The sequence below is a fragment of the Flammeovirga pacifica genome (genome assembly GCF_000807855.2).
Classification (GTDB): domain Bacteria; phylum Bacteroidota; class Bacteroidia; order Cytophagales; family Flammeovirgaceae; genus Flammeovirga; species Flammeovirga pacifica.
In genome coordinates this window covers 530,615-557,398 of record NZ_JRYR02000002.1, presented here as the reverse complement: position 1 = coordinate 557,398, position 26,784 = coordinate 530,615, and the positions used below count along the sequence as shown (strand labels likewise).

At 31.2% G+C, this 26,784-nt stretch carries 20 protein-coding genes; 10 read left to right on the top strand and 10 right to left on the bottom strand.

Annotated elements, in window-relative coordinates:
• The first annotated feature begins 387 nt into the window (after positions 1-387).
• Entirely contained in the window at positions 388-2,736 is a 2,349-nt protein-coding gene (locus NH26_RS21330; protein WP_052432161.1) for an arylsulfatase, read from the top strand.
• Positions 2,737-2,785: 49 nt separating this feature from the next.
• Here the strand turns inward: NH26_RS21330 and NH26_RS21325 are convergent, their stop codons facing one another.
• Positions 2,786-3,760, bottom strand: a complete 975-nt coding sequence (locus tag NH26_RS21325; RefSeq protein WP_044226358.1) for a helix-turn-helix domain-containing protein — start codon at positions 3,758-3,760, stop codon at positions 2,786-2,788.
• A 123-nt stretch (positions 3,761-3,883) separates the two neighbouring features.
• On the opposite strand from NH26_RS21325, the gene NH26_RS21320 reads away from it, so the two are divergent.
• Positions 3,884-5,980 (top strand): SpoIIE family protein phosphatase, encoded by a 2,097-nt coding sequence (locus NH26_RS21320; protein ID WP_044226356.1) that lies wholly within the window; start codon positions 3,884-3,886, stop codon positions 5,978-5,980.
• 424 nt (positions 5,981-6,404) lie between these two features.
• On the opposite strand, the gene NH26_RS21315 is transcribed toward NH26_RS21320, so the two are convergent.
• Positions 6,405-7,679 (bottom strand): tetratricopeptide repeat protein, encoded by a 1,275-nt coding sequence (locus tag NH26_RS21315; RefSeq protein ID WP_044226354.1) that lies wholly within the window; start codon positions 7,677-7,679, stop codon positions 6,405-6,407.
• A 168-nt stretch (positions 7,680-7,847) separates the two neighbouring features.
• Between NH26_RS21315 and NH26_RS21310 the strand changes: the two genes are divergently transcribed.
• The 5 genes from NH26_RS21310 (at position 7,848) to NH26_RS21290 (ending at position 14,231) form a co-directional block, all read left to right on the top strand.
• Positions 7,848-8,405, top strand: coding sequence for a mechanosensitive ion channel family protein (locus tag NH26_RS21310; RefSeq protein WP_044226351.1), 558 nt, complete (start codon positions 7,848-7,850; stop codon positions 8,403-8,405).
• 153 nt (positions 8,406-8,558) lie between these two features.
• Positions 8,559-10,892 (top strand): TonB-dependent receptor, encoded by a 2,334-nt coding sequence (locus NH26_RS21305; RefSeq protein ID WP_044226349.1) that lies wholly within the window; start codon positions 8,559-8,561, stop codon positions 10,890-10,892.
• Positions 10,893-10,895: 3 nt separating this feature from the next.
• Positions 10,896-12,209, top strand: a complete 1,314-nt coding sequence (locus NH26_RS21300) for a PepSY-associated TM helix domain-containing protein (RefSeq protein WP_052432160.1) — start codon at positions 10,896-10,898, stop codon at positions 12,207-12,209.
• Positions 12,210-12,368: 159 nt separating this feature from the next.
• Complete coding sequence (locus NH26_RS21295) at positions 12,369-13,232, top strand: helix-turn-helix domain-containing protein (protein ID WP_044226347.1); 864 nt, start codon at positions 12,369-12,371, stop codon at positions 13,230-13,232.
• A gap of 363 nt (positions 13,233-13,595) precedes the next feature.
• Positions 13,596-14,231 (top strand): peroxiredoxin family protein, encoded by a 636-nt coding sequence (locus NH26_RS21290; protein WP_044226345.1) that lies wholly within the window; start codon positions 13,596-13,598, stop codon positions 14,229-14,231.
• A 180-nt stretch (positions 14,232-14,411) separates the two neighbouring features.
• Here the strand turns inward: NH26_RS21290 and NH26_RS21285 are convergent, their stop codons facing one another.
• The 4 genes from NH26_RS21285 to NH26_RS21270 form a co-directional block, all read right to left on the bottom strand.
• A complete protein-coding gene (locus NH26_RS21285; RefSeq protein ID WP_044226344.1) occupies positions 14,412-14,807 on the bottom strand; it encodes a hypothetical protein in 396 nt (131 codons plus the stop codon).
• A gap of 195 nt (positions 14,808-15,002) precedes the next feature.
• Positions 15,003-15,440: a hypothetical protein gene (locus NH26_RS21280; protein ID WP_044226342.1), complete on the bottom strand. Its 438-nt coding sequence runs from the start codon at positions 15,438-15,440 to the stop codon at positions 15,003-15,005.
• Between the two features lie 50 nt (positions 15,441-15,490).
• Positions 15,491-15,859, bottom strand: a complete 369-nt coding sequence (locus NH26_RS21275; protein WP_044226340.1) for a hypothetical protein — start codon at positions 15,857-15,859, stop codon at positions 15,491-15,493.
• Positions 15,860-16,091: 232 nt separating this feature from the next.
• On the bottom strand, positions 16,092-16,982 hold the full coding sequence (locus NH26_RS21270) for a LysR family transcriptional regulator (RefSeq protein ID WP_044226339.1): 891 nt from the start codon (positions 16,980-16,982) through the stop codon (positions 16,092-16,094).
• Positions 16,983-17,110: 128 nt separating this feature from the next.
• Here NH26_RS21270 and NH26_RS21265 point away from each other — a divergent pair, with 128 nt between their 5' ends.
• From NH26_RS21265 to NH26_RS21255, 3 genes are all read left to right on the top strand, one after another.
• Complete coding sequence (locus NH26_RS21265; protein ID WP_044226337.1) at positions 17,111-17,398, top strand: hypothetical protein; 288 nt, start codon at positions 17,111-17,113, stop codon at positions 17,396-17,398.
• Positions 17,399-17,471: 73 nt separating this feature from the next.
• Positions 17,472-18,434, top strand: a complete 963-nt coding sequence (locus NH26_RS21260) for a sodium-dependent bicarbonate transport family permease (protein ID WP_044226335.1) — start codon at positions 17,472-17,474, stop codon at positions 18,432-18,434.
• A 94-nt stretch (positions 18,435-18,528) separates the two neighbouring features.
• Complete coding sequence (locus NH26_RS21255; RefSeq protein ID WP_052432159.1) at positions 18,529-18,945, top strand: hypothetical protein; 417 nt, start codon at positions 18,529-18,531, stop codon at positions 18,943-18,945.
• Between the two features lie 89 nt (positions 18,946-19,034).
• Here the strand turns inward: NH26_RS21255 and NH26_RS21250 are convergent, their stop codons facing one another.
• From NH26_RS21250 to NH26_RS21235, 4 genes are all read right to left on the bottom strand, one after another.
• On the bottom strand, positions 19,035-20,432 hold the full coding sequence (locus NH26_RS21250) for a TolC family protein (protein WP_044226333.1): 1,398 nt from the start codon (positions 20,430-20,432) through the stop codon (positions 19,035-19,037).
• Complete coding sequence (locus NH26_RS21245) at positions 20,419-23,574, bottom strand: efflux RND transporter permease subunit (protein WP_044226331.1); 3,156 nt, start codon at positions 23,572-23,574, stop codon at positions 20,419-20,421. The genes NH26_RS21250 and NH26_RS21245 overlap by 14 nt, the downstream gene beginning before the upstream one ends.
• A 16-nt stretch (positions 23,575-23,590) precedes the next feature.
• On the bottom strand, positions 23,591-24,697 hold the full coding sequence (locus tag NH26_RS21240) for an efflux RND transporter periplasmic adaptor subunit (RefSeq protein WP_044226329.1): 1,107 nt from the start codon (positions 24,695-24,697) through the stop codon (positions 23,591-23,593).
• Positions 24,698-25,061: 364 nt separating this feature from the next.
• Positions 25,062-26,579, bottom strand: a complete 1,518-nt coding sequence (locus NH26_RS21235; RefSeq protein ID WP_044226327.1) for a sulfatase family protein — start codon at positions 26,577-26,579, stop codon at positions 25,062-25,064.
• Between the last annotated feature and the right edge of the window lie 205 nt (positions 26,580-26,784).

Below are 26,784 nucleotides of genomic sequence, written 5' to 3'. Positions count from 1 at the left end.
TATCAACACTTTATTCACATACATTAAAATATCCTCACCTTAAAAAGACGAGGATATTTGAATAATCTAATCTATTTATCAAGAATACTAATTACACTTTCTGTCTTAAAGTGTATGTAAACCTATCCATATTTGAGTCTTTGGACAATGCAAAGGATTGCATGAAATCTATTTCACTAATGCTATTAAAACCTCATAATTAAAAAATAAGAGCATTCAATTCCTCATAGAGATATTTTCAGGGATTAACTCCTCCCAATACTTACTATAAATAAGAGTTCATATCATAAATGACTGTTTTGTACCATTATCATCTCTTTTTAGCCTAATAAAAGGTACAATTTGATCAGATATTTGTAAAACAATAATTATCAAATACGTTTACAAATGAATTTACGAAAGAAAATTACTATTGGACTTCTGTCTGCTATGATGCCATTTATGGCACAAGCACAAGAAGTAAAGGGACTTACAGTTCATGAATCAAAAGATTCAGCACCACAACAACTAAATTTTAGAGAAAATAATTTAGAGGAAGCTCCAAATATTGTTTTAATCTTATTAGATGATGTTGGATATGCCCAAATGGGTCATATGGGTGGGCAAATCGAAACTCCTGCTTTTGATGAGATTGCAGATAAAGGTTTAACTTATTCAAGATTCCATACAACCGCTCTTTGTTCTCCAACAAGAGCTGCATTACTAACAGGTAGAAATCACCATAAAGCAGAAACGGGTGCTATTATGGAAATTGGTACTGGGAATGATGGTTACACCTCTATGCTACCTCAAGAAGTGGGGTCTGTTGCAAAAGTATTACAACAACAAGGGTATTCTACATCATGGTATGGTAAAAACCACAATGTACCTGATTGGGAAGCTTCATTTACTGGTCCTTTTGATAGATGGCCAAACGATTTAGGATTTGACTACTTCTATGGTTTCTTAGGTGGAGATACAGACCAGTTTCACCCTGCCTTAGTAGAAGATAGAAAAAGAATTACAGCGCCTGAAACAAATGCAGATGGTTCTGAATATCATATCACTACAGATATGGCAGACAAAGCAATTAACTACATTCAATCAGTGGATGCTGTTGCTCCAGATAAGCCATTTTTTGTTTATTTCTCACCAGGTGCAACTCATGCTCCTCACCAAGCCCCAGCAGAATATATCGAAAAATATAAAGGTAAATTTGATGAAGGTTGGGATGTCTACAGAGAACAAGCTTTCAATAATATGAAAGACAAAGGTATCATTCCTGCTGATGCAAAATTAACGCCTCGTCCTGAATCATTACCCGCATGGGATAGTTTAAATGATGAGCAAAGAATGGTCTATGCTCGTATGATGGAGGTATTTGCCGGATTTACTGAGCATACTGACGTTCAGATTAAAAGACTATATGATGCCGTTGAAGAAATGGGTAAATTAGATAATACTATTTTTATTTACATTGCTGGTGATAACGGTGGTTCTGCAGAAGGTGGCCAAGAAGGTTTATTAAACGAAATGGCTTTCTTTAATGGTATTCCTGAAAAATGGGAAGATAAAGTAAAAGCAGTTAAAACAAATCGTTTAGGAACAGAAGATTACTTTAACCACATGCCTGCCGCTTGGGCTTGGGCTGTAAACTCTCCCTACCAATGGACGAAACAAATTGCTTCTCATTTAGGTGGTGTTAGAAACGCTATGGCTATTTCTTATCCTAAAGGGATTAATGGAAAAGGTGAAGTAAGAGATCAATTTACTCATGTTACCGATATCACTCCTACTATTTTAGAAGTTGCTGGTTTAGAAATGCCTAAACAAATTGATGGTTATACTCAAGAACCAATTGATGGTGAATCTTTAGTATTCTCTTTTAATGATAAAGAAGCAGTAGAACAACATTCTACTCAATACTTCGAAATTGTAGGAAACCTAGGTATTTACCACGACGGTTGGTGGGCTGGAGCCATGAGAAATATTCCTTGGAGTTCTGCCTCATCAGAACCAGTGCCAATTACTGAGATGGAATGGGAACTTTATGATTTACGCTCTGATTTTTCACAGTCAAAAAATATGGCTGAAGAAATGCCTGAAAAATTAGAATACATGAAATATTTATTCTTTGCTGAAGCTGCCAAAGGAAATGCACTTCCTATTGATGATCGTAGATCGGAAAGATTCAGAAGTTCTTTCAGACCATCATTAACTAAAGGTCAAACCGTATTTAGATATCCAAATGGCATGCGTCTTCCTGAAGGAGCTACTCCATTTACAAAATTCAAATCGCATACATTAAGTGCCTCACTAAAAGGATACAAAAAGGGAGATCAAGGTGTGTTAATCACACAAGGTGGTCGCTTTGCAGGTTTTGTTTTAAGAGTAGATAAATCTGGTTATGTATACTATGAGTATTGTAATTCAGTTGATAAAACAAGTATTAAATCTAAAGTAAGAGTTGGTGCTAATACTACTAACATTACTGCTAAAGTGATCATGGATGAGATGAAACCATATACCTCTTCTACTATTATACTTTATGCTGATGGTAAAGAAATTGGTAAAGGTAAAGTCGAAAAAACAGTTCCAAACTTGTACTCACTAGACGAAACCCTTGATGTTGGTAAAGACTCTGGAACAGCAGTAACAGATAATTACTCAGTAAAAAAATCAAAATATACTGGTATTCTTAATTCAGTAACTCTTGAGTTAATTGAAGAATACACAACTACTTCTGTAATGAAATAGTTATTAAAATAAACGTCATAAAAAGTCAGTAGATTTTTCTACTGACTTTTTATTTGTTTAATCTTGTTGCTGATGGTCTTTCTCCATATTTTTCTGTATACCTTTTACTAAAATGAGTCAAATCATTAAAACCTAATTCAAAAGCAATTTCACTTAACGCTTTATTCGAGAACAAAACCTGATTTTTTGCTTCAATTAGTCGCTGTTCATTAAAAAATTTAAGTATTGGCACTTTAAACACTTTTTTAAAAATGCGTTGTAATTTTGACTCACTCATTCCTAAGCTTTTGCTTATTTCTTTTATGTTAGGTGAAATAGCTAAATCTTGTAACAATTCCTCTTTTAATTGTAACATCATATTTAAATCATCCTGATGTACATTATATACTATATTGTTGAACTCTCCTTTTGAGGTATAAGTCTTTAAAATTGTAAAAATTTCTAGCATCTTGGAAAGTAATATTCCCCTTATCAATTCGGGTTGATTTTCATAACTTTCTAATGATAATAGTATTTGTTCAAGTTTATGGTCTAAAATTGTATAATAAAACCATGGTTTATCATTGTTGATTAAATCAAATATTTTCTTTTCATTTTCATCCGCAAATAAATGATAAACATCAATAGGAAAACGTACAAAATACCACTTCATCTCTATGTTTTTAGGGTATTTAATAGAAAATGATTGACGACTATTGTATAAATAAAGTGACTTTTTTATTCGTACTTCAGATTGGTGGTTAGATTGAAAAGTCCCTGGTATGCCAATACGAAGACTAATAAACTTTTCACCATCTTTTGAGTGATTATTATAGACAAAAGATTTCTTTAATTTAATGGAGGTAAAACCACAAGTCATCCCTGGAATGTATTTAAAAAATACACTTTCTACTTTACCAATTTCTGGGTTATTTAAACGAAAATTATTTTCGGTAAGAACTCCACCCCATTTTTTTTGTATTGAAGAAAAATTAATCATGGGATTTAATTCGTCACCCGACAACGAGAAAATACTTTCTTCCATTAATTATAATAATTACTATACCTAAAAATAGGTATTTGTTAAGAATTTAAAAATAAAAAAATTGTAATATTTTGGATTTCAACAAGATAAGATCTTTATTGTAATACTAACTGTTTCTTTACTATGAAATATACACTAAGGTTTTTTCTTTTATTCTTTATTTTTACATCACAGGCCTTCACACAAACTATTAGAAATGAAGATATTTCTATCAAAATCAATAAAATTTTTATTGGCGATAATGACTCATTAAATTTATCAAATATAGAAAGCCATTTAGAAGATTTTTCAATTACTCCATCAGAAGAGGTCGAAATACCTCAAACCTATTGGATGGAATTAATTGTTGAGAATCGTTCTGATGAAACCAATTTCTTAATTAATTTTGATAATTGGCAATATGTAGAAGTACTTGATAATAGAAATAATACAATTAACATTACAGGTACCTTAGTACCGGTAAAGGAGAGAGTATTTCCTTTTTATAATTCTATTTATGTACCTATTCAATTAAAAAAAGGAACCGTACAACTTTTCTGTAAGGTACAATCTAGCTATACTAGCTTACAACCACCTAAATCTTTAACTCCACTAATTGTACTTGAAAAAGATGTTCAAGAAAAAAGAAACAAAACGAACATATCTATAGCAATATACATTGGCTGTATATTTATAATGTTCTTTTATAATTTATTCTTGTATTTTTCATTAAAAGTAGAATACTTACCTGAATACTTAGGTTACATTTTCATGGCTTTTTATGCAACTTGCAAAAACTTCGGTATTTATGAATATTATCTTGATAATAGCTTTTTCACTTCAATTACAACTTATGTTGATTTAGTAGGATCATTTATTTATGCCTATTTTATTATTTCATTTACACTAAAATTTTTAAATGTAAAATCATTCTCACCTATCTTTTACAAGATTTTAAATTTATATAAGATATTGGTCTTTTTGACTGTTCCTTTAGGGATCTATTTTAGTGTATATGCAATGCTTATTTCTCATCTTTTAGGTTTAAGTTTATTTGTTATCATTATTTTCACAGCAATAAATGCAATTAGACATAAGATAATATCTTCTAAATTGTTTTTAATTGGTTTTTCCTTCTTTATTGTTGGTTTATCATATTTCCTTTTGACAGAAATATTTAATCTATCAAATGATAGTTTTTTTGCTAAGAACTCTTTACAAATTGGTCACACTTTAGAATTTTTAATCTTTAGTATTGCAATAGGTCATCGCTTCTATTTAATAAAGAAAGAAAACCTATTAAAACAAGAGATTATTATTGATCAATTAAAAACCAATCAAGACCTTAATAATAAAATAAACAACGGTTTAGAGCTGTTGGTAGCCAATAGAACTTTAGAACTTCGATTAGAAAAAGAGTCTCTTAATTACGCAAATCAACAATTAAGAGAATCAATAAATTATGCCAAGCGATTACAAAATGCCATCTTAACACCTGAAAAGGAATTACTTCAAAATTTTAAAAGTCATACTATTTATTACAAACCTAAAGATATTGTATCCGGAGACTTTTATTGGGTAAATCAAAATAATAAATATACATTTTGGGCCATATGTGATTGTACTGGCCATGGTGTACCAGGGGCTATCATGTCAATGATTGGATACTCTACTTTAAATGATATTATTTTAAAGAGAAACATGCTCCAACCACATGAGATTCTAAATGAATTATCAAAAGAAATAGATACAACTTTAAATCATTCTGTCGAAGGCGAGGGAATCCATGATGGTATGGATATCGCTATTTGTCGTTTTGATCATGAAACAAATATTCTTCATTATTCTGGTGCTTTTATCTCTACATGGGTACTCAGAGACTCTAAGATTATTGAATTAAAAGCAGATAGACATCCAATAGGTAAAAGTTATTTTAGAAAGGAAAAATATAATTCGACAAGTTTAAAATTACTAGATGGAGACAAGATTTTTGCTTTTACCGATGGGTTTACTGACCAATTTGGAGGTACTAATGAAAAGAAATTCGGAAAGAAAAGACTTAGGGAATTAATTACATTCTTTGCAAACGAAACACTTCACAAACAAACTGAAATCATTACTTCTGAAATAGAAAGGTGGAAGGGAAAAACAGAACAAACCGATGACATGTTGTTTATGGGAGTTGAATTTAATTATAAGACAAATTTAAAACAAGTATATAAATATGTAGATCACGTGTAGTATTTGTATTTCGATCTATATCATATTAAATAAATTCATGCTGTAAATAACTTATTTAAATATAAGATTTCAAGTACATATAAAATAAATAAGGCTCAATGATTTTTTCAATTGAGCCCTACTTAATAATAACCGTAATATTAATTTAAATATCACAAGAATTATGAATTACCATATTTTTAGTGGTTTTTTCTTAGATGTTTTTTTAAATTTTTTCATTGTAATATTTGTTTAAGTGTAAAATAAATTAGCATTGCTTGCTACCAAATAATATTGTTTTTACGTTTAGTCATACTCTTATACTTCTTCATAAGAATTTATAATTTGAATATATTAAAAACCATATAATGAATAATTTGTCTAAAAATACTTTTTAATGTAATTGGGATAAACAAATATATATGGAGAAGGACTTTCCTTCAATTTATTCTTTAAACATCACTTCTTGATATGGTAATTGATCATCAGAAGTTTCTATTTCAATATCTAGATTTTTTAAAATAGATTGGGTTTTCTCAATTAATGACTCATCTCTGATTTCCTTAGCGATTTCTAAAATATTTTCATAGTTAGAATATCCTGTAGAATCAAAATCTAAAGATGATTTATAAAATAAAATTGCTGTTTCATATTCATTTAATTCTTGAGCACATTGCCCTGCCATATAATAAGCTATTTCTGCTGTAATTGGTGAAAGTCGAGCTGATTTTAAGTAAGCTGTTTTTGATAATTTATAATCTTTAATTTCAGCATATATTTGTCCCAAAAGCATATATCCTCCCCCAGAATAAGGCTGAAGATCAATAAGTTTTTGAGCATATAATAGACTATTATTATAATCTTCTTTAATAAGATATTCTTTTACTCTACTCTCATAAATTGGGTATAAAATTGATTTTATATATATATTTTCTAATGATGTTTTTGATTGAATTTCCAAAGCAAAGTTCTCACACAAATCCATGTAATGAGACATTACCATTAAGTCACCTTCTAATTGAGGAATAAATGCCTTCATCCTGTAAAAACGACTTATAATTTCTAAATATTCATTTTCTGATATTAATGGCTTTAATTCTTGTATTGAATCATAGTAAAAAGAAATATATTTCTGAAGTTGTATTAAGTCAAAATCAAATTTCACAAAAAACTGACAAACTAAATACCATAATTTAACTTTAACTACAGAGGCTGATTGTATACTCAAGGCATAAACAATCATTTCATTGATATCAAAAGAGAAATATCCATCAATATTTAACATATACTTGGCTAAGAAAACCTCATAATGATAAAAATGATTTTCTGTATTTATTTCTGTATTATTTGATAAATCTAAAATTAATTGATAAAAACATAATCGCCTTAATACTCTAAATAAGTTGATTTTATCATTTACATCTAAAATTGAAAATCTTTTTATTTTTTCTTCTAAAAGCAGCCAATCCTTAGTTTTTAAGTCATCTGATAAATCAAACGGATGATTTACAATATATTCATCCTTTTTTAAACTAGATAAAAAATTGTTTCTAAAATCTGCTGTAAGAAACACATGTATATCAGGGTTTCTGTCTTCTTTATTTATCAAATTTTGAAGATCAAAATGTAATGCCCAAATATGTAAATCAGCATTATTATCTATTTCAGAGAGATTAATGAATCTTTTTGATCGATTGTAAAGAATTGTATTAGTAAGCATGAGAATATATAGTTTGGTATATCAATTAAATGATTTTGAATAACATACGGAATGTTTTTGCTTTTTTTAACAAGGACTTGAAAGATAGGTAACTAAGCTTCTATTAAAATTTTTATACTTTATTTCAACAGGATTATATAAATTTGCATTTAATTCAATCTTATCATTATGGATCAATTAGAGACTAAATTATTAGTAAGCATTATTGTTATTGTGAGTGCATATATTATTCAAACAATCACAAAAAAATACTTAACTGCTATAACAGAAAGAAAAGGGTTTTCTATTCATCGTAAAATGTATATTTCTAACTTTTTTGCTATAATCTATTCAGTTATGGTATTAATAGGGATGATATTTATTTGGGATGTGTCTTTGAAGGGATTCTCCGTTTTTATTACTTCATTTTTTACACTAACAGCAGTAGCATTTGTAGCTCAATGGTCGATGCTTTCTAATATTACGGGTTCATTGATTTTATTTTTTGCTTATCCTTTTAAAATTGGTGATCGAATTAGAATTCAAGACGGAGGTGAAAATTCTGTTGAAGGTGAAATCACTAATATTACTTTATTCAACATCAGAATTATGACAGAAGATGGGGTTGACATTGCATATCCCAATAATTTAGCTTTACAAAAACCCATAAAAAAATTAAACCCTAATCATATCAATACTATAACTTCTGAAGAAACTGATGATCAACAACCTTCATCAAATGAATAAGGTCTGTTCATCGCTGTTATTCAATAATTTTTGAAAGTGTTTTAGTATGTAATTTAATGTTATTAATAATTTTACCATTTTTTATTTATAATCAGTCTAAATAAATACCATAAATTAGCATCATTATATTTAAACCTATTTTATATAGTGATAATGAATACTATAAAACAATTCACTTGCTTCTTATTTATCTTATTACCCAGTTTTCTTTTTGCTCAAGATATTATAAAAGGAAAAGTTACTGATGAAAATGGAAAAGCCCTACCCTCTGTAAGTGTAGGTATTTTAAATACAAATATTAGTAATGTTACAAATGATAAAGGAGAATATTCTTTAAATAATGTACCTGAGGGCAATTATCAAATCGTTGCCTATTTTGTAGGTTATAGTAAAGAGACCTATCCAATACAAGTAAAAAGTAATACCGTTATTACACAAAATTTTACTTTAAAAGAAAATACTAGAGAACTTCAACAAGTAGAAATTATAGGAGTCGAAAACGAATCATATAATAATGCCTATACGTTTAGTGCTACTAGAACTGGCACTATGATTAAGGATGCTCCTTTATCTATATCAACAGTTACAAAAGAACTTATCCTAGATCAGCAAGCTTATTATTTAAGTGATGTAGTTCGAAATGTATCAGGAGTAAATCAGTATTCCTTATATAACGATTATACTGTTAGAGGTTACAGAAACCAAGATGGACAATTAGTAAATGGTCTAAAAACGGCATTCAATTTTTGGACGCAACCAATTATTGGACTTTATGAAAGAGTGGAAGTAATTAAAGGACCTGCCTCTGCCCTATTTGCTAATACAAATCCTGGCGGTACTATTAACTTTGTTACTAAAAAACCTTTAACTGTACAACAAAATTCAGCTACTGTTTCTATGGGTAGTTTCAATACCTACAAAGCGAATGTTGATGTAACCGGACCGTTAACAAAGAATGAAAAAGTACTTTATAGATTAAATGCTGGTTATCAAAAAACAGATGGTTTTAGAGACAATATGGGTGGAGAATCATTTTATATAGCTCCATCGGTTTCCTATATTCCGAATGATAAAACACGCTTTAATATTGATCTAGTCTATATGCAAAATGATACAAAACTAGATCGAGGTAAACCTAATTATGAAGGAAGTACTGATTTAAATCAAACACCAATAACTTTATCTACTTCACAACCTGGCGATTATTTAAAACTAAATAATCTATACACTACTTTCTCATGGAACCAAAAAATTACTGATTGGTTGTCTTTCAATTCATCTTATATGATGTTTAGATCTACAGGAGATCTTGCAGAACACAGAACCAACGGAAAATATATTTCTCCTAGCGTATTAGAAATGCGTTATGTAGAAAGAGAAGAGTATGAAAATGCTGATAATATCACGAACTATTTTGTATCAAAATTCAAAACAGGTAAAGTAGGACATACCGTTATGGTTGGGGTAGATTATTCTAGTAAAACATATGATAAGAACGAACGTCAAGCAAGAGGAGAAGCAGATGGAGTTCCTAATTTTGATCTAGATAACCCACAATATGGTAATAGTAACCCTAATGATTATATCTACAACCCTTCGAGAAATGTTGAAATGGGAGCTGGTTCTTATACTCAAAACCACACTACAGGTTTTTACATTCAAGAGCAACTAGATTATAAGAAATTTCATTTATTATTAGGTATCCGTCAGGAGTTTTATAAAGATGTTCGAATTGAAAATGGAAATAAAGTCTCTAAAGATCAAAATGCGTTATTACCAAGATTTGGTTTAACCTATGAGCTTACTCCAACAATCAATTTATATGGTACTTACACAGAAGGCTTCCAACCACAAGACTATAAAATGAACGCTTCTCAAAATGGAGGACCATTTGATCCAAGGAAATCAAATATGTGGGAATCTGGTGCGAAAGGAGAATTTTTTGATGGTAAATTATCCGCTACAGCATCTGTATATATGATTACAGTAAATAATATTCTGGTGCAAGATCCTAATGATGTAGATAAACTAATTCAAAGAGGTGAAGAACAATCTAAGGGTTTTGAATTAGAGCTAAATGGTCAGATCACACCGGCACTTTCTATCTCTACCAACTACGCTTTGAATAATGCCACTATTACGGCATCAGATAATCCTGAAGAAGTTGGAAGACAAAAAGAAAATGCACCCAAACATCAAGCAGGCTTTTGGACCAAATATGATTTCCAACAAGGGACTCTTCGTGGCTTAGGAATTGGCTTTGGTGGACAATATGTTGGTAATCGATTGACAACAAACCCAGAGCTAGTATTAGATGATTACCTTCTATGGGATATGGCATTGTATTACAACATCGGGATATTTAGAATCTCTGCTAACGTTAAAAACCTAACCAACGAAACATATTATGTGGGAGGTTATAATTATGACAGAGTATTCCCAGGAATGCCAAGAAACTTTACTTTAGGTCTAACAGTAAAATTTTAGAGGATGAAAAAGAAACTTTGGGCTTTTCATAGTTGGATAGGCCTGTACGCAGGTCTCTTTATTGGGATTATCAGTGTAACAGGAGCATTGGCAGTTTTTAAATTTGAAATTGATGAATTTTTAAACCCTCATCTTTTTAAAGTTAAGCCTGAAGTACAACATCAAGATATAAATAAAGGAATAGAGAATGCGTTAAACCTCTATTCTGATAATAATGGCTACCGAATTGATGTCCCAAAAGAAAAGGACGAATCATTAAAAGTCACAATCTATTTAGATGATCCTGTTTCTGCGGCTAAAATTACGCAAGAGGTATATATCAATCCCTACACGAATGAGGTGTTAGGAGAACGAAATATGTATAAGTCTTTCAGCTTCTTTATAAGAAATATACATGTACGTCTCTTTGAAGGACTCTATGGTAGACAATGGGTTGGTTTCTTTGGATTACTTCTAACTATCTCCTTAGTTATGAGTTGTTTTCTTTATTTTGACTTTACTAAAAAACAAAAATTTGGTGAGGTTAGAACTAAAAATAAGCGTTTAAAATATGCCGATTTACATAAGTTTATTGGCCTATTTACCATCGTTCTTCAATTGATAATTGCTATCACCGGAACTTGGTTAGGTTTTCAACCAAAATTAGAACAACCACTGTTAGGTCATCGACCAGGGAAGTTTATCGCTTCATCATTTCCACTTGATAAAAAAGTAGATCAAAATAAAGTAGTGGATTTCGATAAGGTTCTTCAAGCCTCAAAAAGCTTTTTTCCTGATATGATTCCTGCTATGCTTATCCCTTCAAAAGATGGAAGTAATATTGTGAGAATCTTTGGTGATATACCAAATACTGTATATGAAAGACATACCAATTTTGTAGTTGTTGATAAAGATAATTATCAATTCATCTCAAAATTAGATATTAGAGAAAGTGGTCCGTCTGGTCATCTATATTATATGCAAGAAGCATTACATTTTGGTGATTTCGGAGGAATACTACTCAAAATAATTTATTGTTTAATGGGTTTAATTGCTGGTTTTTTAAGTATCAGTGGCTTTTTTATTTACTATAAAAGAACAGAAAAGAAAAGAATCAAGAGCTACCCTTTGTTGACAACATCGAATTTACTTTGGGGGTTTGTTACCTTATCAAGTTTATGGTTTATTATTATCGGTTATAGTAGTGTTACTTATGGTGCAACTTACCCCACTACCTATTACACAACTCCCTTATTTTATGGCTTATTCATTCTATATATCAGTTACCGTGGTCTACTAATGGTTAAGAAATGGTATCCAGAAACAAAAAAGAGTTGATAAAATTGACATGAACGTTTTCACCAAATTATTGAGCTGAATCACCTAAAGATTAAGTAGTAAACAAATCATATTTGCATAGTATTAAGTACAATAATAAAGAAGTCTAAAAGTACCTATCCGAAGCCTTCTATACTCTTTCATAAAATTTGCAACAATATGATTATCAATAGAGATTTTTTTGACCTTGATGGTAAAGTTATCATCGAAAAAGTGAAATTTTTACCTCCTTTTAAAGTAAGTACAAGAATGGATAATGAAGCTTGCTTCCTTCATATCCTAAATGGGGAATCTGAATTATTTATACCACAAGAAAAAATCTCAGCTAAAAGTTCGGATAGCTTATTTATGAAATGTGGTGCATATACTAACTTTTGGAAGGGAAATAAAGACGCGAGTCATAACGAAGCTATCCTAGTTCATATTTATCCAGATATCTTAAAGAAAATTTACGATAATCATTTACCTACCTTCTTAACTGAAAATAAAGGCAATTCGCATGTGACTGCAGAACGGTTAAAGCTCTCACCAATGATCCAAAACTATACGGCCAGTTTAAACTTTTATTTTGATCATCCATCAATGGTCACGGATGAACTTATTCAGTTAAAAATAAAGGAACTTCTACTATTATTGGTTAATTCTCATTTTTCAAAAAACCTTAGTAATATGTTTTGTAATTTATTTAACCCTATTACCTTAGATTTTAAAAAAATGGTAGCTACTCACCTATTTGAAGACATTAGTGTTCAAGATTTTGCCAATATTGCGGGTTTAAGTTTATCTACGTTTAAAAGAAAATTTCAGCAGGTTTATAAAGTAAGTCCAAAGAAATATATTAATCAAAAGAGGTTAGAAAAAGCCCATACATTATTAATAGAGACAGATTTAAGGATAACAGAAATTGCTTATGATTGTGGATTTAATGATATCAGTTATTTTTCAAAATCATTCCATTCCTATTATAAAAAAAGCCCCTCTATCTACCGTAAATTAGAGAAAGAAAGTAATCGAATCACCTAATAAACTAAATGAATTTAATCGTATTAAAATAGTGTTTAGGTAATTATTCACATAAAGAAAAACCGTTAACCTTAAGATATAATTGACTTATTATCACAAAGTTAACGGTAAATAATTTGAGAACACTCAATAGTAATTCTCTTATATATATTTCATCGATTGTATATAAATTTAATAAAAAATATTGATAGAATTTGTTAATAAATATAGCTTGAAATAGAATAAAAAGAAAAACAGCCAATACGAATATCTAAAGCCTATTTTTCTATTAAAAAAAATATTTTGATAGGAATGAGAGAATAATAAAAAATTTATTCTATATTTGACCAATCAGTCAATTATAACTAATTTTTAAACTCAAACATGAAAAACTTATCAACGATCATTTTGATCTTATTCCTCTCATCTTCTAGTATTTTTGGTCAGGAAAAAGAAATCCTGGAGAAATATGGCATTACTGTAAATACTTTACAGGAAGGTCTTAAAGAAGGAGAAAAAGCGTATACGTTTAAAGCAAAAGATCAAAATTCTCAACAATTTGATTTAAAAAAGGCACTTAAGAAAGGTCCTGTTGTCTTGAATTTTTACAGAGGGAGTTGGTGCCCATATTGTACAAAACACTTAATGAATGTAAGAGACTCTTTGTCTATGATAGAAGCTGCTGGAGCAACTTTTATTGCTGTGACTCCTGAATTAGCAGAAAACAACCTTGAATTAGTCAAGAAGAAAGGATTTACTTTTGATATTATTGAAGATAGTCAACTGAAGATTATGAATGGCTACAAAGTCACTTTTGATGTAAACGAAGGCTATCAAACGATGCTTAAGAAATATGAAAGAGATCTAACAAAGATCAATGCTATCAAAAGAGCTACACTTCCTATCCCTGCTACATATATTATTAATCAGGACGGAACAATAATCAAAAGACACTATGATCCAAATTACAAGGTAAGAATGAGCGTAAAGGAAACTTTAGGCGTTTTAGAAAGTATTTAAAAAAAAATTAAAATAAATAAGGGGTTTCTATTACTATTTACCCATATACTAATGAAGATATAAAGATTTAGTAGTAGTAATAAATTAGTAATGAGAAATTCCTGGAACACCCTAATTATTATATAATTAGGGTGTTTTTTTCATCCTCTATAAATTAAAGCCGAAGTCTTTATAATTACTTTATTGTATTACCTCTTTCTTAGGCTTAGGCTTTACCAAGAAATAAACATAATACTTATCCTTAACTACGGAATGCTTTTCCTCTACAAGGTATTGTTTCACTGTTCCATTATTATTTAAGTGATGTTTAATCACTTTACTTACGGAAGCTTCATCGTGATGTGGTTCGGTGACTAAAGTATATCTCGGGAAATTTTTAGAGAAATTTACTTCGAAATGATATTTGATACCCGAATCAATCATAGAGTTCGACCAATACAACTGATCTGTTACTCTTGTAAAGTTTACAGCTAAGTCTTTAGAATACCAAGAATTTCTACTTTGTGCATTTAAAGACAAAACAGAGAGAGTCGTAATTAATGTTATCAGTAATTTTCTTGTCAAATTAGTTTTCATAAATAGTTATTTAACAGTCAATAAAAAATGATGTTCAATTTAATTATCCAAAAATGAGAATACATTGATGATCATCATAGTAATACTCCCTTTTTTATCAATTCTATGTATAAATATCTTTTAATTTTTTAAATTTTGAAGATTTAAGTATCAACATTAAAATAAAAAAGCATCCTTAAACAGGATGCTTTCTTTTTACATTGCCCCTAATTTGGGGTTATAAATCAACATTTCTATATAATAGTGTAGACCCGTTGGGAATTGCTTATGAGTGTAATTCACAATAAATATACAGCCATTTGCTACACCATTAAAAACACCATCTTTGCCGTTTGCCTCATGTTTCATCTTCACTTTAAAATAATGATTTAAAGATTGAATGAATTTAGTCACCTCGGTTTTCGTTAACAATTTCTGACTACCACCTTTTTCAGGATTAAATGTAAGTCCGTAAATGATGTCGTTGTTATTTCTTGATGTAACTAAATTTCCATACTGTCCTCCAAACGAAATTTTAGAAGACGCATGCTTATTAGACTCTAATGATTTACCTATTACATACCCTTTTAAATTTATTTGAGCATATAATGAAGTTGAGAGTAATACAAGTAAAAAAATTAATGATCGTTTCATTTTAATCTGTTAGTTGGAATTTTGTGGGGAACAAAAATTACGACTAATACCTACTCAGTAGTTGTCATCAATACACCAATAGGTTTAATCTCTCCTTTAGTATTGATTACAGATAGTCTATAATACTTTTTAGGCTTTTTCACATCATACGAATAACGTTGTTTGTATCTCGTTTTTTGATGTGCATTTACTTCGTTCACTAATTTCCAAGAGTTCGAATTACTAGACGATTCAATAAGAAAATACTGAACATCTACCCCAGAATAGGTTTCCCATTGAAGCATGCCATTCTTGTAATTAAAATCTTCAACTTCGGATGTTTTTTCAGGATTTCCTTTTTCAGGGATATTCGATGCATTTAAAAATGAAACCGAAAAGAATAGAAAAAGAATTCCTATGTAGTAGTTTAAATTTTTCATTTTAGTAAGTGTTAATTGATGAATTAAATAATTAAGTCATTACTTTAATATGTCGCAAGTTCTTGTTAGTAATGACGCAGTACAGTTAGCTATGTTACAAAATTGATTCCAACTAAATACCAAGAAATCAAAATTTGATGTAATAAATTGATAGTAAATGAAATAATAATCCTAAAACCTCTTCTTAAAGTCTAAATTATAACATTTTATCTTGTCTTTTTTAATGACTCAATTAAATGATTTCCTTGATCCAATAGAAGTTTTCATCAATAATCTGTCTTTTATTATTCTTGATATAATTCAAAAAAGCTTCTGCTGTAGGTGAGAATTTCTTCTGCTTTAACCAAACCAATCGCCAATTGGTTGTTATTGGTAACCCCTCTTGTGGTATGATATGTAATTCTTTATGTTTAATTTCATTTCTGATACCAATCAAAGGAATAATAGAATACCCTAAACCGGCAATCAAGGCTTGTTTAACAGCTTCATTAGAAGTTAGTTCCATTTTCTTTTGTACCTTTTTAGAAGATAAATAATGATCCATTGCAGCACGGGTGGCACTTCCTTTTTCCCTATATATATAGTGTCTATTATCATTTAAACTAGGTTGATTCCCCACTAAATACAATTTATTCTCCATTAGAATTTCTTCTTCTAATTGTAAATCTGATGGACTAACAGATACTAAAGCAAAATCAATTTCATTATTTTTTAAACTTTGAACAACAAGAGATTTATTGGTTACATCTAGCTCTAATTCAACGGAAGAATACTGATCTAAAAAACCTTTTAAGAAATAGGGAATTAAATATTTACCAGTGGAAACGCTACTCATCTTTAATTTACCAGCTATTTCAGCACCAAATTCTTTCGTCTTATATTTCAATTTTTCCGATTCTATTACAATATCATTTGCAATTTTGGCAATACTCTTCCCAAAATCGGTGATGTACAGTTTTCTTCCAATTACTTCAGTTAATTGATAATCAAATTGCTGTTGAAAATTCTTTAATTGAATGGATGTAGCTGGCTGAGTCATATGCATATTTTCAGCTGCTTTTGTAATGCTTTCCTGTTTAACTACCTCTAAGAAAACTTGTAATTGATGTAAAGTAAAATTCATAAATATTTTTTATGTTAATCATTAAATATATAAATAAAAATATATGAAATAAAATATTTTACTTTGTAGCAAGAAAAAAAAGCTAGCAGATTTTTCTTATTTCATTCACTCAATAAAAATTAGTTATTATGAATAAGTTAAGTCTAACATTAATTGATAATGTATACAACGTAGATGAATCAAAAGAACTATTGATTTCTATTGTTGACCACAAGATCCAATTTCTAAATAAGAAAATATTCGAACGTTTTCTTAAACAAAATCTAGGTAGTCAGATTTTACAGAAAAGGGTTGGGGAATTAAAAGAAGAACGTAAAAAACTTACCGAAATCATAAATGAATATCAAGATAGCGATGCCATTTTTGATATAGATTGTAGTATCAGTATAGTAAAAAAAGAATTCAATAAGGTGTAACCTTATCTCTCCAATCGTGTGCGAAATTTTCATGGGCTGTAGATAAATACAGCCCACACTAAACAACAAAATAATGAATTTAGATCTTTTTCTAAACAATATTACCAACCCTGCCCTTTTGTTTTTCTTATTAGGCATAGTTGCAGTTCAACTAAAAAGTGATTTAGTTATTCCTGAAAGTTCTTCCAAATTTATTTCAATGTACCTCTTGTTTGCCATTGGCTTTAAAGGTGGTCAGGAATTATCTCACAGTCCTTTTTCTATTGATATATTAACTATGGTTTTTCTAGGGATTATCATCGCTGTCATCATCCCTATCTATAGTTTCTTTCTAATAAAAAAGAAATTAGGAATAGAAAATGCTGGGGCAATTGCTTCAGCCTATGGCTCTATCAGTGCCGTAACATTCATCACTTGTGTCTCATTTTTAGAACTTAACAACATCAGTTTTGGTGGACATATGATTGCAATTATGGCAATGATGGAAGCGCCTGCGATCATAGTTGGTGTGTTTTTAATGTCTATGTATTCTAAAACAAGGAGTAATAAAATAAACACTTTAGAAGTAGTAAAGCATTCACTTACTAATGGCAGTGTACTGTTACTTGTCGGGAGTTTAATCATCGGGTTTATAGTGAATGATGATCAGGCGAAAGGTATCGCCCCCTTTACAACAGATCTTTTTAAAGGATTTCTAGTAATCTTTCTTCTAGACATGGGTATTAGTAGTGGTAAGAAACTATCAGCTTTTTGTAAAAATGGCATCTTTCCATTTGCATTTGGGGTAGTCGTCCCATTAATAAATGGAATAGCAGTGGCCATCATAAGTGGATTGATCACAGACAATGTTGGTGACAGACTACTTATCTCAATTCTTTCTGCAGGAGCGTCTTATATAGCTGTGCCGGCAGCCATGAAAATAGCTGCACCTCAAGCCAATCCTGGATTATACATCCCTATGGCTCTAGCCGTCACCTTTCCATTTAATATTACAATTGGAATGCCCATCTATTATCAAATAATTGTTGGCTTGTAAGCTACCGTTCTCAAATGAACCTCACTAAGTGGGGTTCATTTCTTTAAACAAAACTAATGTACCATCGTTTCTATTGTATATCAATATTAGGAATATGCTTATAGAAACTACACATGGCCAAGACTTTTCTAGTAAGGTCAAAGACAAATTAGTTGGTCCATCTCTTCCATTTATAAAGACGATATTTTCTTCCATCAAATCTGATGCATTTTATATATTATCAAGCAATTTGCCCATAGGATTTGATGCCGAAATAAGATCAAAAATGGATTATGCTAAAATTCAATTTAGAAGCCAAGGGGTTATTATTGATATCAAGATAAAAGTAAAAACGTTTCAATGGCTCATTCCTTATTATCAATTGGCACTGTATCAAACAGAGTATTTAAGTATACACGCTCAAGGGTATTACTTAAGATTTAATGATTTATCTCCTAAGCATTATCAGTTTTGGAATAAATTAGGGAAAGAAAAACTAAACTATCTATCCAAATTCGATTATTTAAATTAGGTAGTATTATATATAAAAATAGGTGCTGTTTTGAATCAAGTATAAATTGATTTAAAACAGCACCTATTATTATAATGGGAATTAAAAGATTAACTCCATCCTCCACCCAATGCTTTGTACAAGCGAATAAGTTCCGTAATTTTCTCTAATTTATTATTGACTAATATTAGTTCTGCTTGCAACAAATTTTGACGTGCTGTGATCACCTCCAAATAGTTGGCTGAACCTGATAATAATAGATCCTGAGAATATTCAACTGCAAAACGATAAGCCTCACATTCAGCTTCTTGATTAATGATTTTTTCTGCTTGTTTATCAATAATTAGAACTGAATTTGATACCTCCTGACCTGCAAGTAATATCTGCTTTTCAAAATTATGTAACGCAATTTTTTCTTCACTTTGAGTGATTTCATATTGTGTTTTAATCTGTCTTTGATTCCAAATAGGTTGAGTTACTTGCCCCAATACATTAAATAAGAAAGATTGAGGATTAAACCAATCCTGAACCGCAATACTCTGAAGGCCAGCAGAAGCTGATATTCTAAATGATGGATAAAAGTTTGCTTTCGCAATATTCACTCTTTCAAAAGCATTGATCAGATTATATTCTGCTGCTTTTACGTCAGGTCTATTTTCTAATAACTGAACGGGTAAACCAACATCTAATTTAAAATCAAATCGATCATTAAATACTGAATCTCTATCAATTTCATGTCCCGACTCTCCCATCAAAAAAGAGATGGCATTTTCAGATATTTGAATATTCTTTTCTGCTTCCACCAACAAAACTTTCGAACTATACAGTAAAGCTTCTGTTTGTTTTACAGCCACAAGAGTCAATTCTCCTGCTTTGTAAAGTGCTTCTGTTACTTCTAAACTTTCTTCTCTAGATTTTATCGTCTTTAACAGAATTTCTTTTTGCTTATCATACCCAATAAGACGATAGTAATTATAGGCTACCTGACTCACTAAGTTAGAGACAATTGCTTTTTTCACCTCTTGTTGGGTCAATAAATTCATTCTTGTCGCTTCTGTTGTAGATTTTAATTTACCCCAAACATCTGCTTCCCAAGACATATCAATACCCACATTGTATTGTTGTTGGTTACCAAATACACTTCCTACCGGAGTATTGGCAGAGTTTTGAGTATATCCAGCACCAATATTTCCATTTACAGTAGGAAGATTGACGCTTTTCCCTTGCAAAAATAATGATTGTGCAATCTCAACATTTTCCAAAGCAATACGCACATCATAATTGTTTAGAATTGCTCTATCAATATATTGATTGAGTAAACTATCTTTAAAGAAATCGGCCCAAACTATTTGACCAAAATTCTCCTCATGGTCAACATTATCATCATTTATTCTATATAAATGATCATTATCAATTTCCACCGTTCTATTATAATCTTTTCGAACTAGGCAAGAGGAGAAAAGTGTGCTTAGCAACACACCAATAATAATATATCTAGTATACTGCATTTTCTAACTTATCTTTATTTGATTCAATTTTCTTTTTATTGGGCACTATTTTCTCGTGTATTCCTTGGAAAACCACAAATAAAACAGGTATAAATATTAACCCTAATAGCGTTCCGACAAGCATACCTGCCACAGCACCAGTACCAATCGATTTGTTACCCGCTGCACCTACTCCTGTAGCCATTACAAGAGGCATTAAACCTAAAATAAAGGCGAAAGAAGTCATCAAAATTGGTCGAATACGTTCTTTTGCTCCTTCAATAGCAGCATCATATAACGAATAACCTTCGTTCCTTCGTTGGAGTGCAAATTCAATAATAAGAATGGCGTTCTTTGCTAGAAGTCCCACCAACATAATCATGGCAATTTGGAAGTAAATGTTGTTTTCTAATCCTCTCCAATAGGTAAAACTATAAGCTCCTAATACGCCAAAAGGTAAGGAGAATAATACAGCAAATGGAAGTACATAACTCTCGTATTGTGCTGCCAAGAAAAGATAGGTAAACAAGATACTCAACATAAAAATATACATTGATTGTCCCGAAGAATCAATCTCCTCTCTTGTTAAACCTGAATAAGCTATTTCATAATTTTGTGGCAATGTCTGTTCGGCTATTCTATTAATCTCATTAATCGCTTCGCCAGAACTGTGCCCTTGTACCACTCCACCTTTTACAGAAACGGCATTGTATAAATTAAAACGTTTGATAGATTGTGGACCATAAGAACGATTTAGTTTAACAAATTCAGATATTTGAACCATCGTACCCTCACTGTTTCTCACAAACATGTTATCTAAGCTGCCTTCATTTTTTCGATCTTCAGGCTTAGTTTGCATATTTACTCTGAGTTGTTTGCCAAAACGAGTAAAGTCTGCTACATAATAACCGCCTATAAAACCTTGTAATGATTTGAAAATATCTCCTACCAAAACCTTAGATTCTTTGGCTTTAGCTACATCAATTTCCATCTCCAATTGAGGGAATTCTGTATTAAATGAATTGGAGGCAAAAGCAATAACATCAGATTTCATAATCTCAGATGTAAACTTTTTAGCCACTTCATCAAGTCCTTTCAATTGTCCTGATGCTTTATCTAGAATCTGGAGTTCAAAACCATCGGCACTACCAAAACCTGGAATACTTGGAGGTACAAAGAAAATAGTATTGGCTGTTTTAATATGTGCTGTTCTTCTTCGTAATTCGGCTAAAATGCCATCAATACTTGTTTCCTCTGTAGTTCTCTCATCATATCCTTTTAATAACACAAAACCTAATGCATAAGAACTACCCGCACCAGAGAAAAAGTTGGAACCTGAACGCATTGAAACCGAATGTACACCCGGTGCATCTTTAATTGAAGCTAGCATTTCCTCAGTCATTGCAAATGTTCTGTCTAAAGACGAACCGATAGGCAATTCCATATTCACAAAAACTACCCCTCTATCTTCTGATGGTACAAATCCTGAAGGTGTTTTCTCATTAAAATATAAAATACCCGCAAAACATAGTAACAAGGATACCAATGTTAACCATCTATTCTTTAAAAATAATTCTAATGTTCTCGTATACTTTCTAACAGCAATATCAAATGCAATATTGAAAGCTTGATAGAATCGATCTAAAATTGATTTTTTCTCCTGTCCTTCATGCTTTCTTAAAAACAATACACACAAAGCAGGACTTAGTGTTAATGCGTTAACTGCTGAGATCAAAATGGAGATAATTAATGTTATACCAAACTGTTCATAGAAAACCCCTGATGGACCTTTGATAAAAGTAATAGGTACAAATACTGCTGCCATTACTAAAGTTACAGAGATAATTGCACCAGAGATTTCACTCATTGCTGTACTTGTCGCTTTATGGGAATCCTCTTCTCCATTATCCATTTTAGCATGCACTGCTTCTACAACTACAATGGCATCATCTACCACAATACCAATAGCTAAAACAAGGGCAAAAAGAGTTAATAAGTTGATGGAATAACCTAAAACTCCGAGGAAAAAGAAGGTACCAATAATGGCTACCGGAACGGCAATAGCAGGAATTAAAGTCGATTTAAAATCTTGAAGGAAGATCAAAACCACGATAAATACTAAAATAAATGCTTCAATTAACGTCACCTGTACTTTATTCATAGAGGCTGTTAAAAACTTATTAGTATCGTAGTTGATCACATATTTCACTCCATCAGGAAACGTTTTCTCTAAACGCTTTAACTCTACGTGAAGATTTTCAATCACTTCTTGAGCATTAGAACCCGGTGTTTGGAAAATACCAAAACTCACACTCGGATATCCCAAAGTAATCGATTTTGTATCATAAGAAAAGGCATCTAACTCTACTTCTGCCACATCTCTAAGTCTTAAAAATCTACCATTTCCGTCAGAACGGATAATAATATCTTTGTACTCTTCAGGCGTTTTAAATCGTCCTTTATATTTGATCACAAATTCAAAAGGAGAACCTGAATTTTGACCTAATGCACCAGCTGCTGCTTCCAAACTTTGTTCGTTGATAGCATTTTGAATATCAGTAGTCGTTAAAGAATAGGTCGACATTTTTGCAGGATCTAACCATATTCTCATCGAATAATCTCTTGAGCCAAAAACATTGACTGAAGCCACACCTTTTACCCTTTGAAGCTCAGGTTTAAGTTGAATATTCAAATAGTTAGAGACAAAGGTTTCTCCATAATCTTTGTTTTCTGAATATATAGCGGCATATAATAAAGCAGAATCTTCTTTCTTTTGTGTAATTACACCACTTCGTATAACATCAGCTGGTAATTTAGAATTGGCTCTAGCTACCCTATTTTGAACGTTTACTGCGGCAACATCTGGGTCGACGCCTTGTTCAAAAAATACAGTGATTGATGCCGCTCCATCATTAGACGCACTAGAAGTCATGTAAGTCATTCCTTCTACACCATTAATTTGCTCCTCGATAGGAACAATCACACTTTCTAAGATGGTTTGTGCACTTGCTCCCGGATAGCTAGCAGTCACCGAAACGGTTGGAGGTGCAATATTTGGATATTGAGATACAGGTAAGTCCATGTAGCCCAAAACACCCAACAAAGTAATCACAATAGAGATTACTGTTGACAATACTGGTCTGTCAATAAATTTTTGTAACATGAAATTAGTTTTTATCTTATTTAAATGCGGCTTTATAAGTCTCTAAAACTTCATCCACTGTTGTTTCTTTAGAAATGATTTTTTGTCCTGAGTTGACAATATTTACTCCCTCTGCTAATATTCTATCTCCTTTTTGAATACCATTATCAATCACTAATAATTTATCAGTCTTGATTACAGCGTGCACTTTTTTAGTATATAATGAATCGTTATCGGAAACTCTATATACAATAGTTTCTCCTTGTTGCTCAAAAGTAGACTGATAAGGTATGACTAAAGCATCTGTAACTTCGTTCTTAACAATCACTCTACCACTACTTCCATCCCTCAGAATACCTTCTTTATTTGGGAATTTAGCTCTAAATGATACTGAACCTGTTTCCTGATTGATACTACCAGAGATGGTTACAATTTTCCCTTCATAAGGGTACATAGAAGCATCGGCTAAACGAAGTTGCACATTCGGCATATTTTTGATTCTTTCCTCCATATCTTTACCCTTTACATTTTTTGTAAAAGAAAGAAAATCCTTCTCGTTCATAGAGAAGTAAGCAAAGACATTTTCAATATCAGACACCTCGGTTAAAGATTCAGTATTAGGTCCAACAAGAGTACCTTGTCTAAAATTAATAGAACCTACCACACCATTTACAGGACTTGTAATTGTAGCATAGCTAATGTTAGCATAAATAGTATTTAAATTACTCTTCATTTCTGCCAATTTTGCTTCTGCCGTTTTTAGTTGAATCTCTGAAATTACTTTTTTCTCAACTAGTGGCCTAAGTCGATCTACCTCAACTTCTGCTACTGCTACTTGTGCTTTTGCAGTTTGTACTTCCTCGCTCAAAGAAGCTGTTTCTATATGAAATAGTTTTTGGCCTTTTTTTACTTTTTGACCTTCATCTACATATACAGCATCAATATATCCGCTGATTTTCGCTCGCACTTCACTACTTACCTCTCCTCGTATACTTGATGGATATGATTTTTCGTAAGCTACATTGCGCACCTCTGCCTTAACTACCTTATAGGGATGTGAGGGTTTGGTATTAGTTACTTTCTTGTTTTCACTACATGAAAGTATAAGAAAAGATGATAATAGGATTAAAAAATTCCTTAACATGTTAATGCGTAATTGAAATAGGGTTGGTTGATAAATTTAGTGCTAGCAAGTTCTTGTTTTATTATTAATTGTTTAAACAAATTTACAAACGTTAGGTAAAAAGAAACGTTATTTAAGTTCAATCAACCCCCAAACGCCAAAGATTCCTACATACTATGGCACATTAGTCAAAATTTTTCACTTAGAAATGATGATATCACCGAAAAGAAATACGAAAGGAAAAATGGTATACGCAGTGTTTAACAAAAAGAATATAGACCGGCATTGTCATAAAAAAACACCTCAAATAATTGAAGTGTCTTTAATGAAAAAATGATGAAAATTCTAGTCACGCACCGGTATACTTTCTTCTATCAATATTCAATTATTTTGAACTTTGATTTTTTGCTTGTTCTTTTAAATGCTTCTTATAAAGCGCACTGTATTTTTTATGTCCTATTTCTTCCCCTGCCTCCATTCTAGCATACGCTTCTGGATAATATACTTTCACAAAATTTACTACTGCAATACCTGGTACAGCTTTCGGTTTATAAACATTAGAAACTGGCGTCATTTTCTTATCCATATCTAAAGCTTGTTGGCGCATAGACTTTAATACACCTTTATATTCTCTATTATTGACAAGATTATGCACTTCATGAGGATCATTAATGAAATCATACAATTCTTCTTGTGGTTTTGTCTTCACAAACCAACGTTGTTGTACATCATTTAATTTCCCCTCCTCGTTTAAAGATCTCATCACATGTACGGCGGGTCTATACCACTCTAAATAACCTTGATGAGCATCGTAGGGAATTTCAGTTTTATCATTTCTGATATATCTAAATCTTTCACCTGAAATAGAACTTATTTGTTCAGGAATTTCATCCCAAAGACCTCTAAATGAATACACATTTTTTCTATCAAAATTTTGATCAATAAATGATTGTCCAGTAAGGTAATCTGGTAATTCAACACCCGCTAAGTCCAACACTGTCGCTGTAATATCTGTACTCGCAATCACTTGTTGAGATTCTTTATCATGTTCAAAACCTGTTGGCCATTTAATGATTAATGGAATTCTTGAACCTTCATCATATAAGTACCCTTTACCTTTTATGTTACAACGTCCATTATCGCCAATGACAATAATTACAGTATTATCATACACTCCCTTTGCCTTTAGATCATTAATTAAATTAAGCATTTCATTGTCGGCATATTCTACTTGATCTAAATACTTCGCCCAGTCTAAACGAATAGCAGGATGATCTGCATATTCTGGTGGTAATTGTACCTCTGAAGGATTCACAGGATGTGATGATTTTTCTCTTACTTCAGTCCACCAATCTCCTCTATGAGTTACTGCTAACTGAATTTGAGCAAAGAATGGTTGATCTTTTGCCGTAATTTCATCGTATTTATCAAATAAACCATAGTTTTCTTCCCAAGTACCAATCGGTTTATGTTTAAAATTCACGTCAATCTTTCTACCCTTTTTCATCACATCTTTATTTCCTAGAATAGTGGTATATCCTTGTTTTTTTAGATGATATGTAAAAGGTTTAAACGGAGCTGAAAGAGGTTCTTCTCTATTACTTCTATGATGATGTGTATTGGTTAATCTTTGATGAGCACCAACCATCATAGCTGATCTATTGGTAGAACAGATAGATGCTGTTCCGTAACAATTATAATACAAGGTCCCTTCTTCTGCCAAAGCATTAAAAGTAGGTGTTTTAACCGCAGGCATTCCATAACATTCAAAATCATGGCTGATGTCTTCTAACATCACCCAAACAATATTAGGCTTATCTACATTATTGGTTTGTTCTTTTGGTTGACAAGATGCAATAGTTAAAAATAAAGCACCATAAAAAATTCTTTGTAATAATCTCATCTCTGTTAATACTAATTGATTTAATTATTTGATAAATCTACAGGCTCAATACATAGATCATAGGGTAATCTAATGTAATTATGAATCCCCCCTCTTTTTAAGAACAATTATTACTTCTTGTCACATCAACTGATGAACAATATTTAAATCTCTATAGAAATAAAAATACTATACATACAGAACATCAGAAATATATTTCTTGAAT

Excerpts from the sequence above, each read along its gene's own strand:
- NH26_RS21240 (WP_044226329.1), bottom strand. The coding sequence starts at position 24,697 with ATGTTAAGGAATTTTTTAATCCTATTATCATCTTTTCTTATACTTTCA.
- NH26_RS21330 (WP_052432161.1), top strand. The coding sequence starts at position 388 with ATGAATTTACGAAAGAAAATTACTATTGGACTTCTGTCTGCTATGATG.
- NH26_RS21235 (WP_044226327.1), bottom strand. The coding sequence starts at position 26,579 with ATGAGATTATTACAAAGAATTTTTTATGGTGCTTTATTTTTAACTATT.
- NH26_RS21325 (WP_044226358.1), bottom strand. The coding sequence starts at position 3,760 with ATGGAAGAAAGTATTTTCTCGTTGTCGGGTGACGAATTAAATCCCATG.
- NH26_RS21315 (WP_044226354.1), bottom strand. The coding sequence starts at position 7,679 with ATGCTTACTAATACAATTCTTTACAATCGATCAAAAAGATTCATTAAT.
- NH26_RS21280 (WP_044226342.1), bottom strand. The coding sequence starts at position 15,440 with ATGAAACGATCATTAATTTTTTTACTTGTATTACTCTCAACTTCATTA.
- NH26_RS21285 (WP_044226344.1), bottom strand. The coding sequence starts at position 14,807 with ATGAAAACTAATTTGACAAGAAAATTACTGATAACATTAATTACGACT.
- NH26_RS21310 (WP_044226351.1), top strand. The coding sequence starts at position 7,848 with ATGGATCAATTAGAGACTAAATTATTAGTAAGCATTATTGTTATTGTG.
- NH26_RS21260 (WP_044226335.1), top strand. The coding sequence starts at position 17,472 with ATGAATTTAGATCTTTTTCTAAACAATATTACCAACCCTGCCCTTTTG.
- NH26_RS21275 (WP_044226340.1), bottom strand. The coding sequence starts at position 15,859 with ATGAAAAATTTAAACTACTACATAGGAATTCTTTTTCTATTCTTTTCG.
- NH26_RS21265 (WP_044226337.1), top strand. The coding sequence starts at position 17,111 with ATGAATAAGTTAAGTCTAACATTAATTGATAATGTATACAACGTAGAT.
- NH26_RS21270 (WP_044226339.1), bottom strand. The coding sequence starts at position 16,982 with ATGAATTTTACTTTACATCAATTACAAGTTTTCTTAGAGGTAGTTAAA.
- NH26_RS21300 (WP_052432160.1), top strand. The coding sequence starts at position 10,896 with ATGAAAAAGAAACTTTGGGCTTTTCATAGTTGGATAGGCCTGTACGCA.
- NH26_RS21320 (WP_044226356.1), top strand. The coding sequence starts at position 3,884 with ATGAAATATACACTAAGGTTTTTTCTTTTATTCTTTATTTTTACATCA.
- NH26_RS21295 (WP_044226347.1), top strand. The coding sequence starts at position 12,369 with ATGATTATCAATAGAGATTTTTTTGACCTTGATGGTAAAGTTATCATC.
- NH26_RS21290 (WP_044226345.1), top strand. The coding sequence starts at position 13,596 with ATGAAAAACTTATCAACGATCATTTTGATCTTATTCCTCTCATCTTCT.
- NH26_RS21255 (WP_052432159.1), top strand. The coding sequence starts at position 18,529 with ATGCTTATAGAAACTACACATGGCCAAGACTTTTCTAGTAAGGTCAAA.
- NH26_RS21305 (WP_044226349.1), top strand. The coding sequence starts at position 8,559 with ATGAATACTATAAAACAATTCACTTGCTTCTTATTTATCTTATTACCC.
- NH26_RS21245 (WP_044226331.1), bottom strand. The coding sequence starts at position 23,574 with ATGTTACAAAAATTTATTGACAGACCAGTATTGTCAACAGTAATCTCT.
- NH26_RS21250 (WP_044226333.1), bottom strand. The coding sequence starts at position 20,432 with ATGCAGTATACTAGATATATTATTATTGGTGTGTTGCTAAGCACACTT.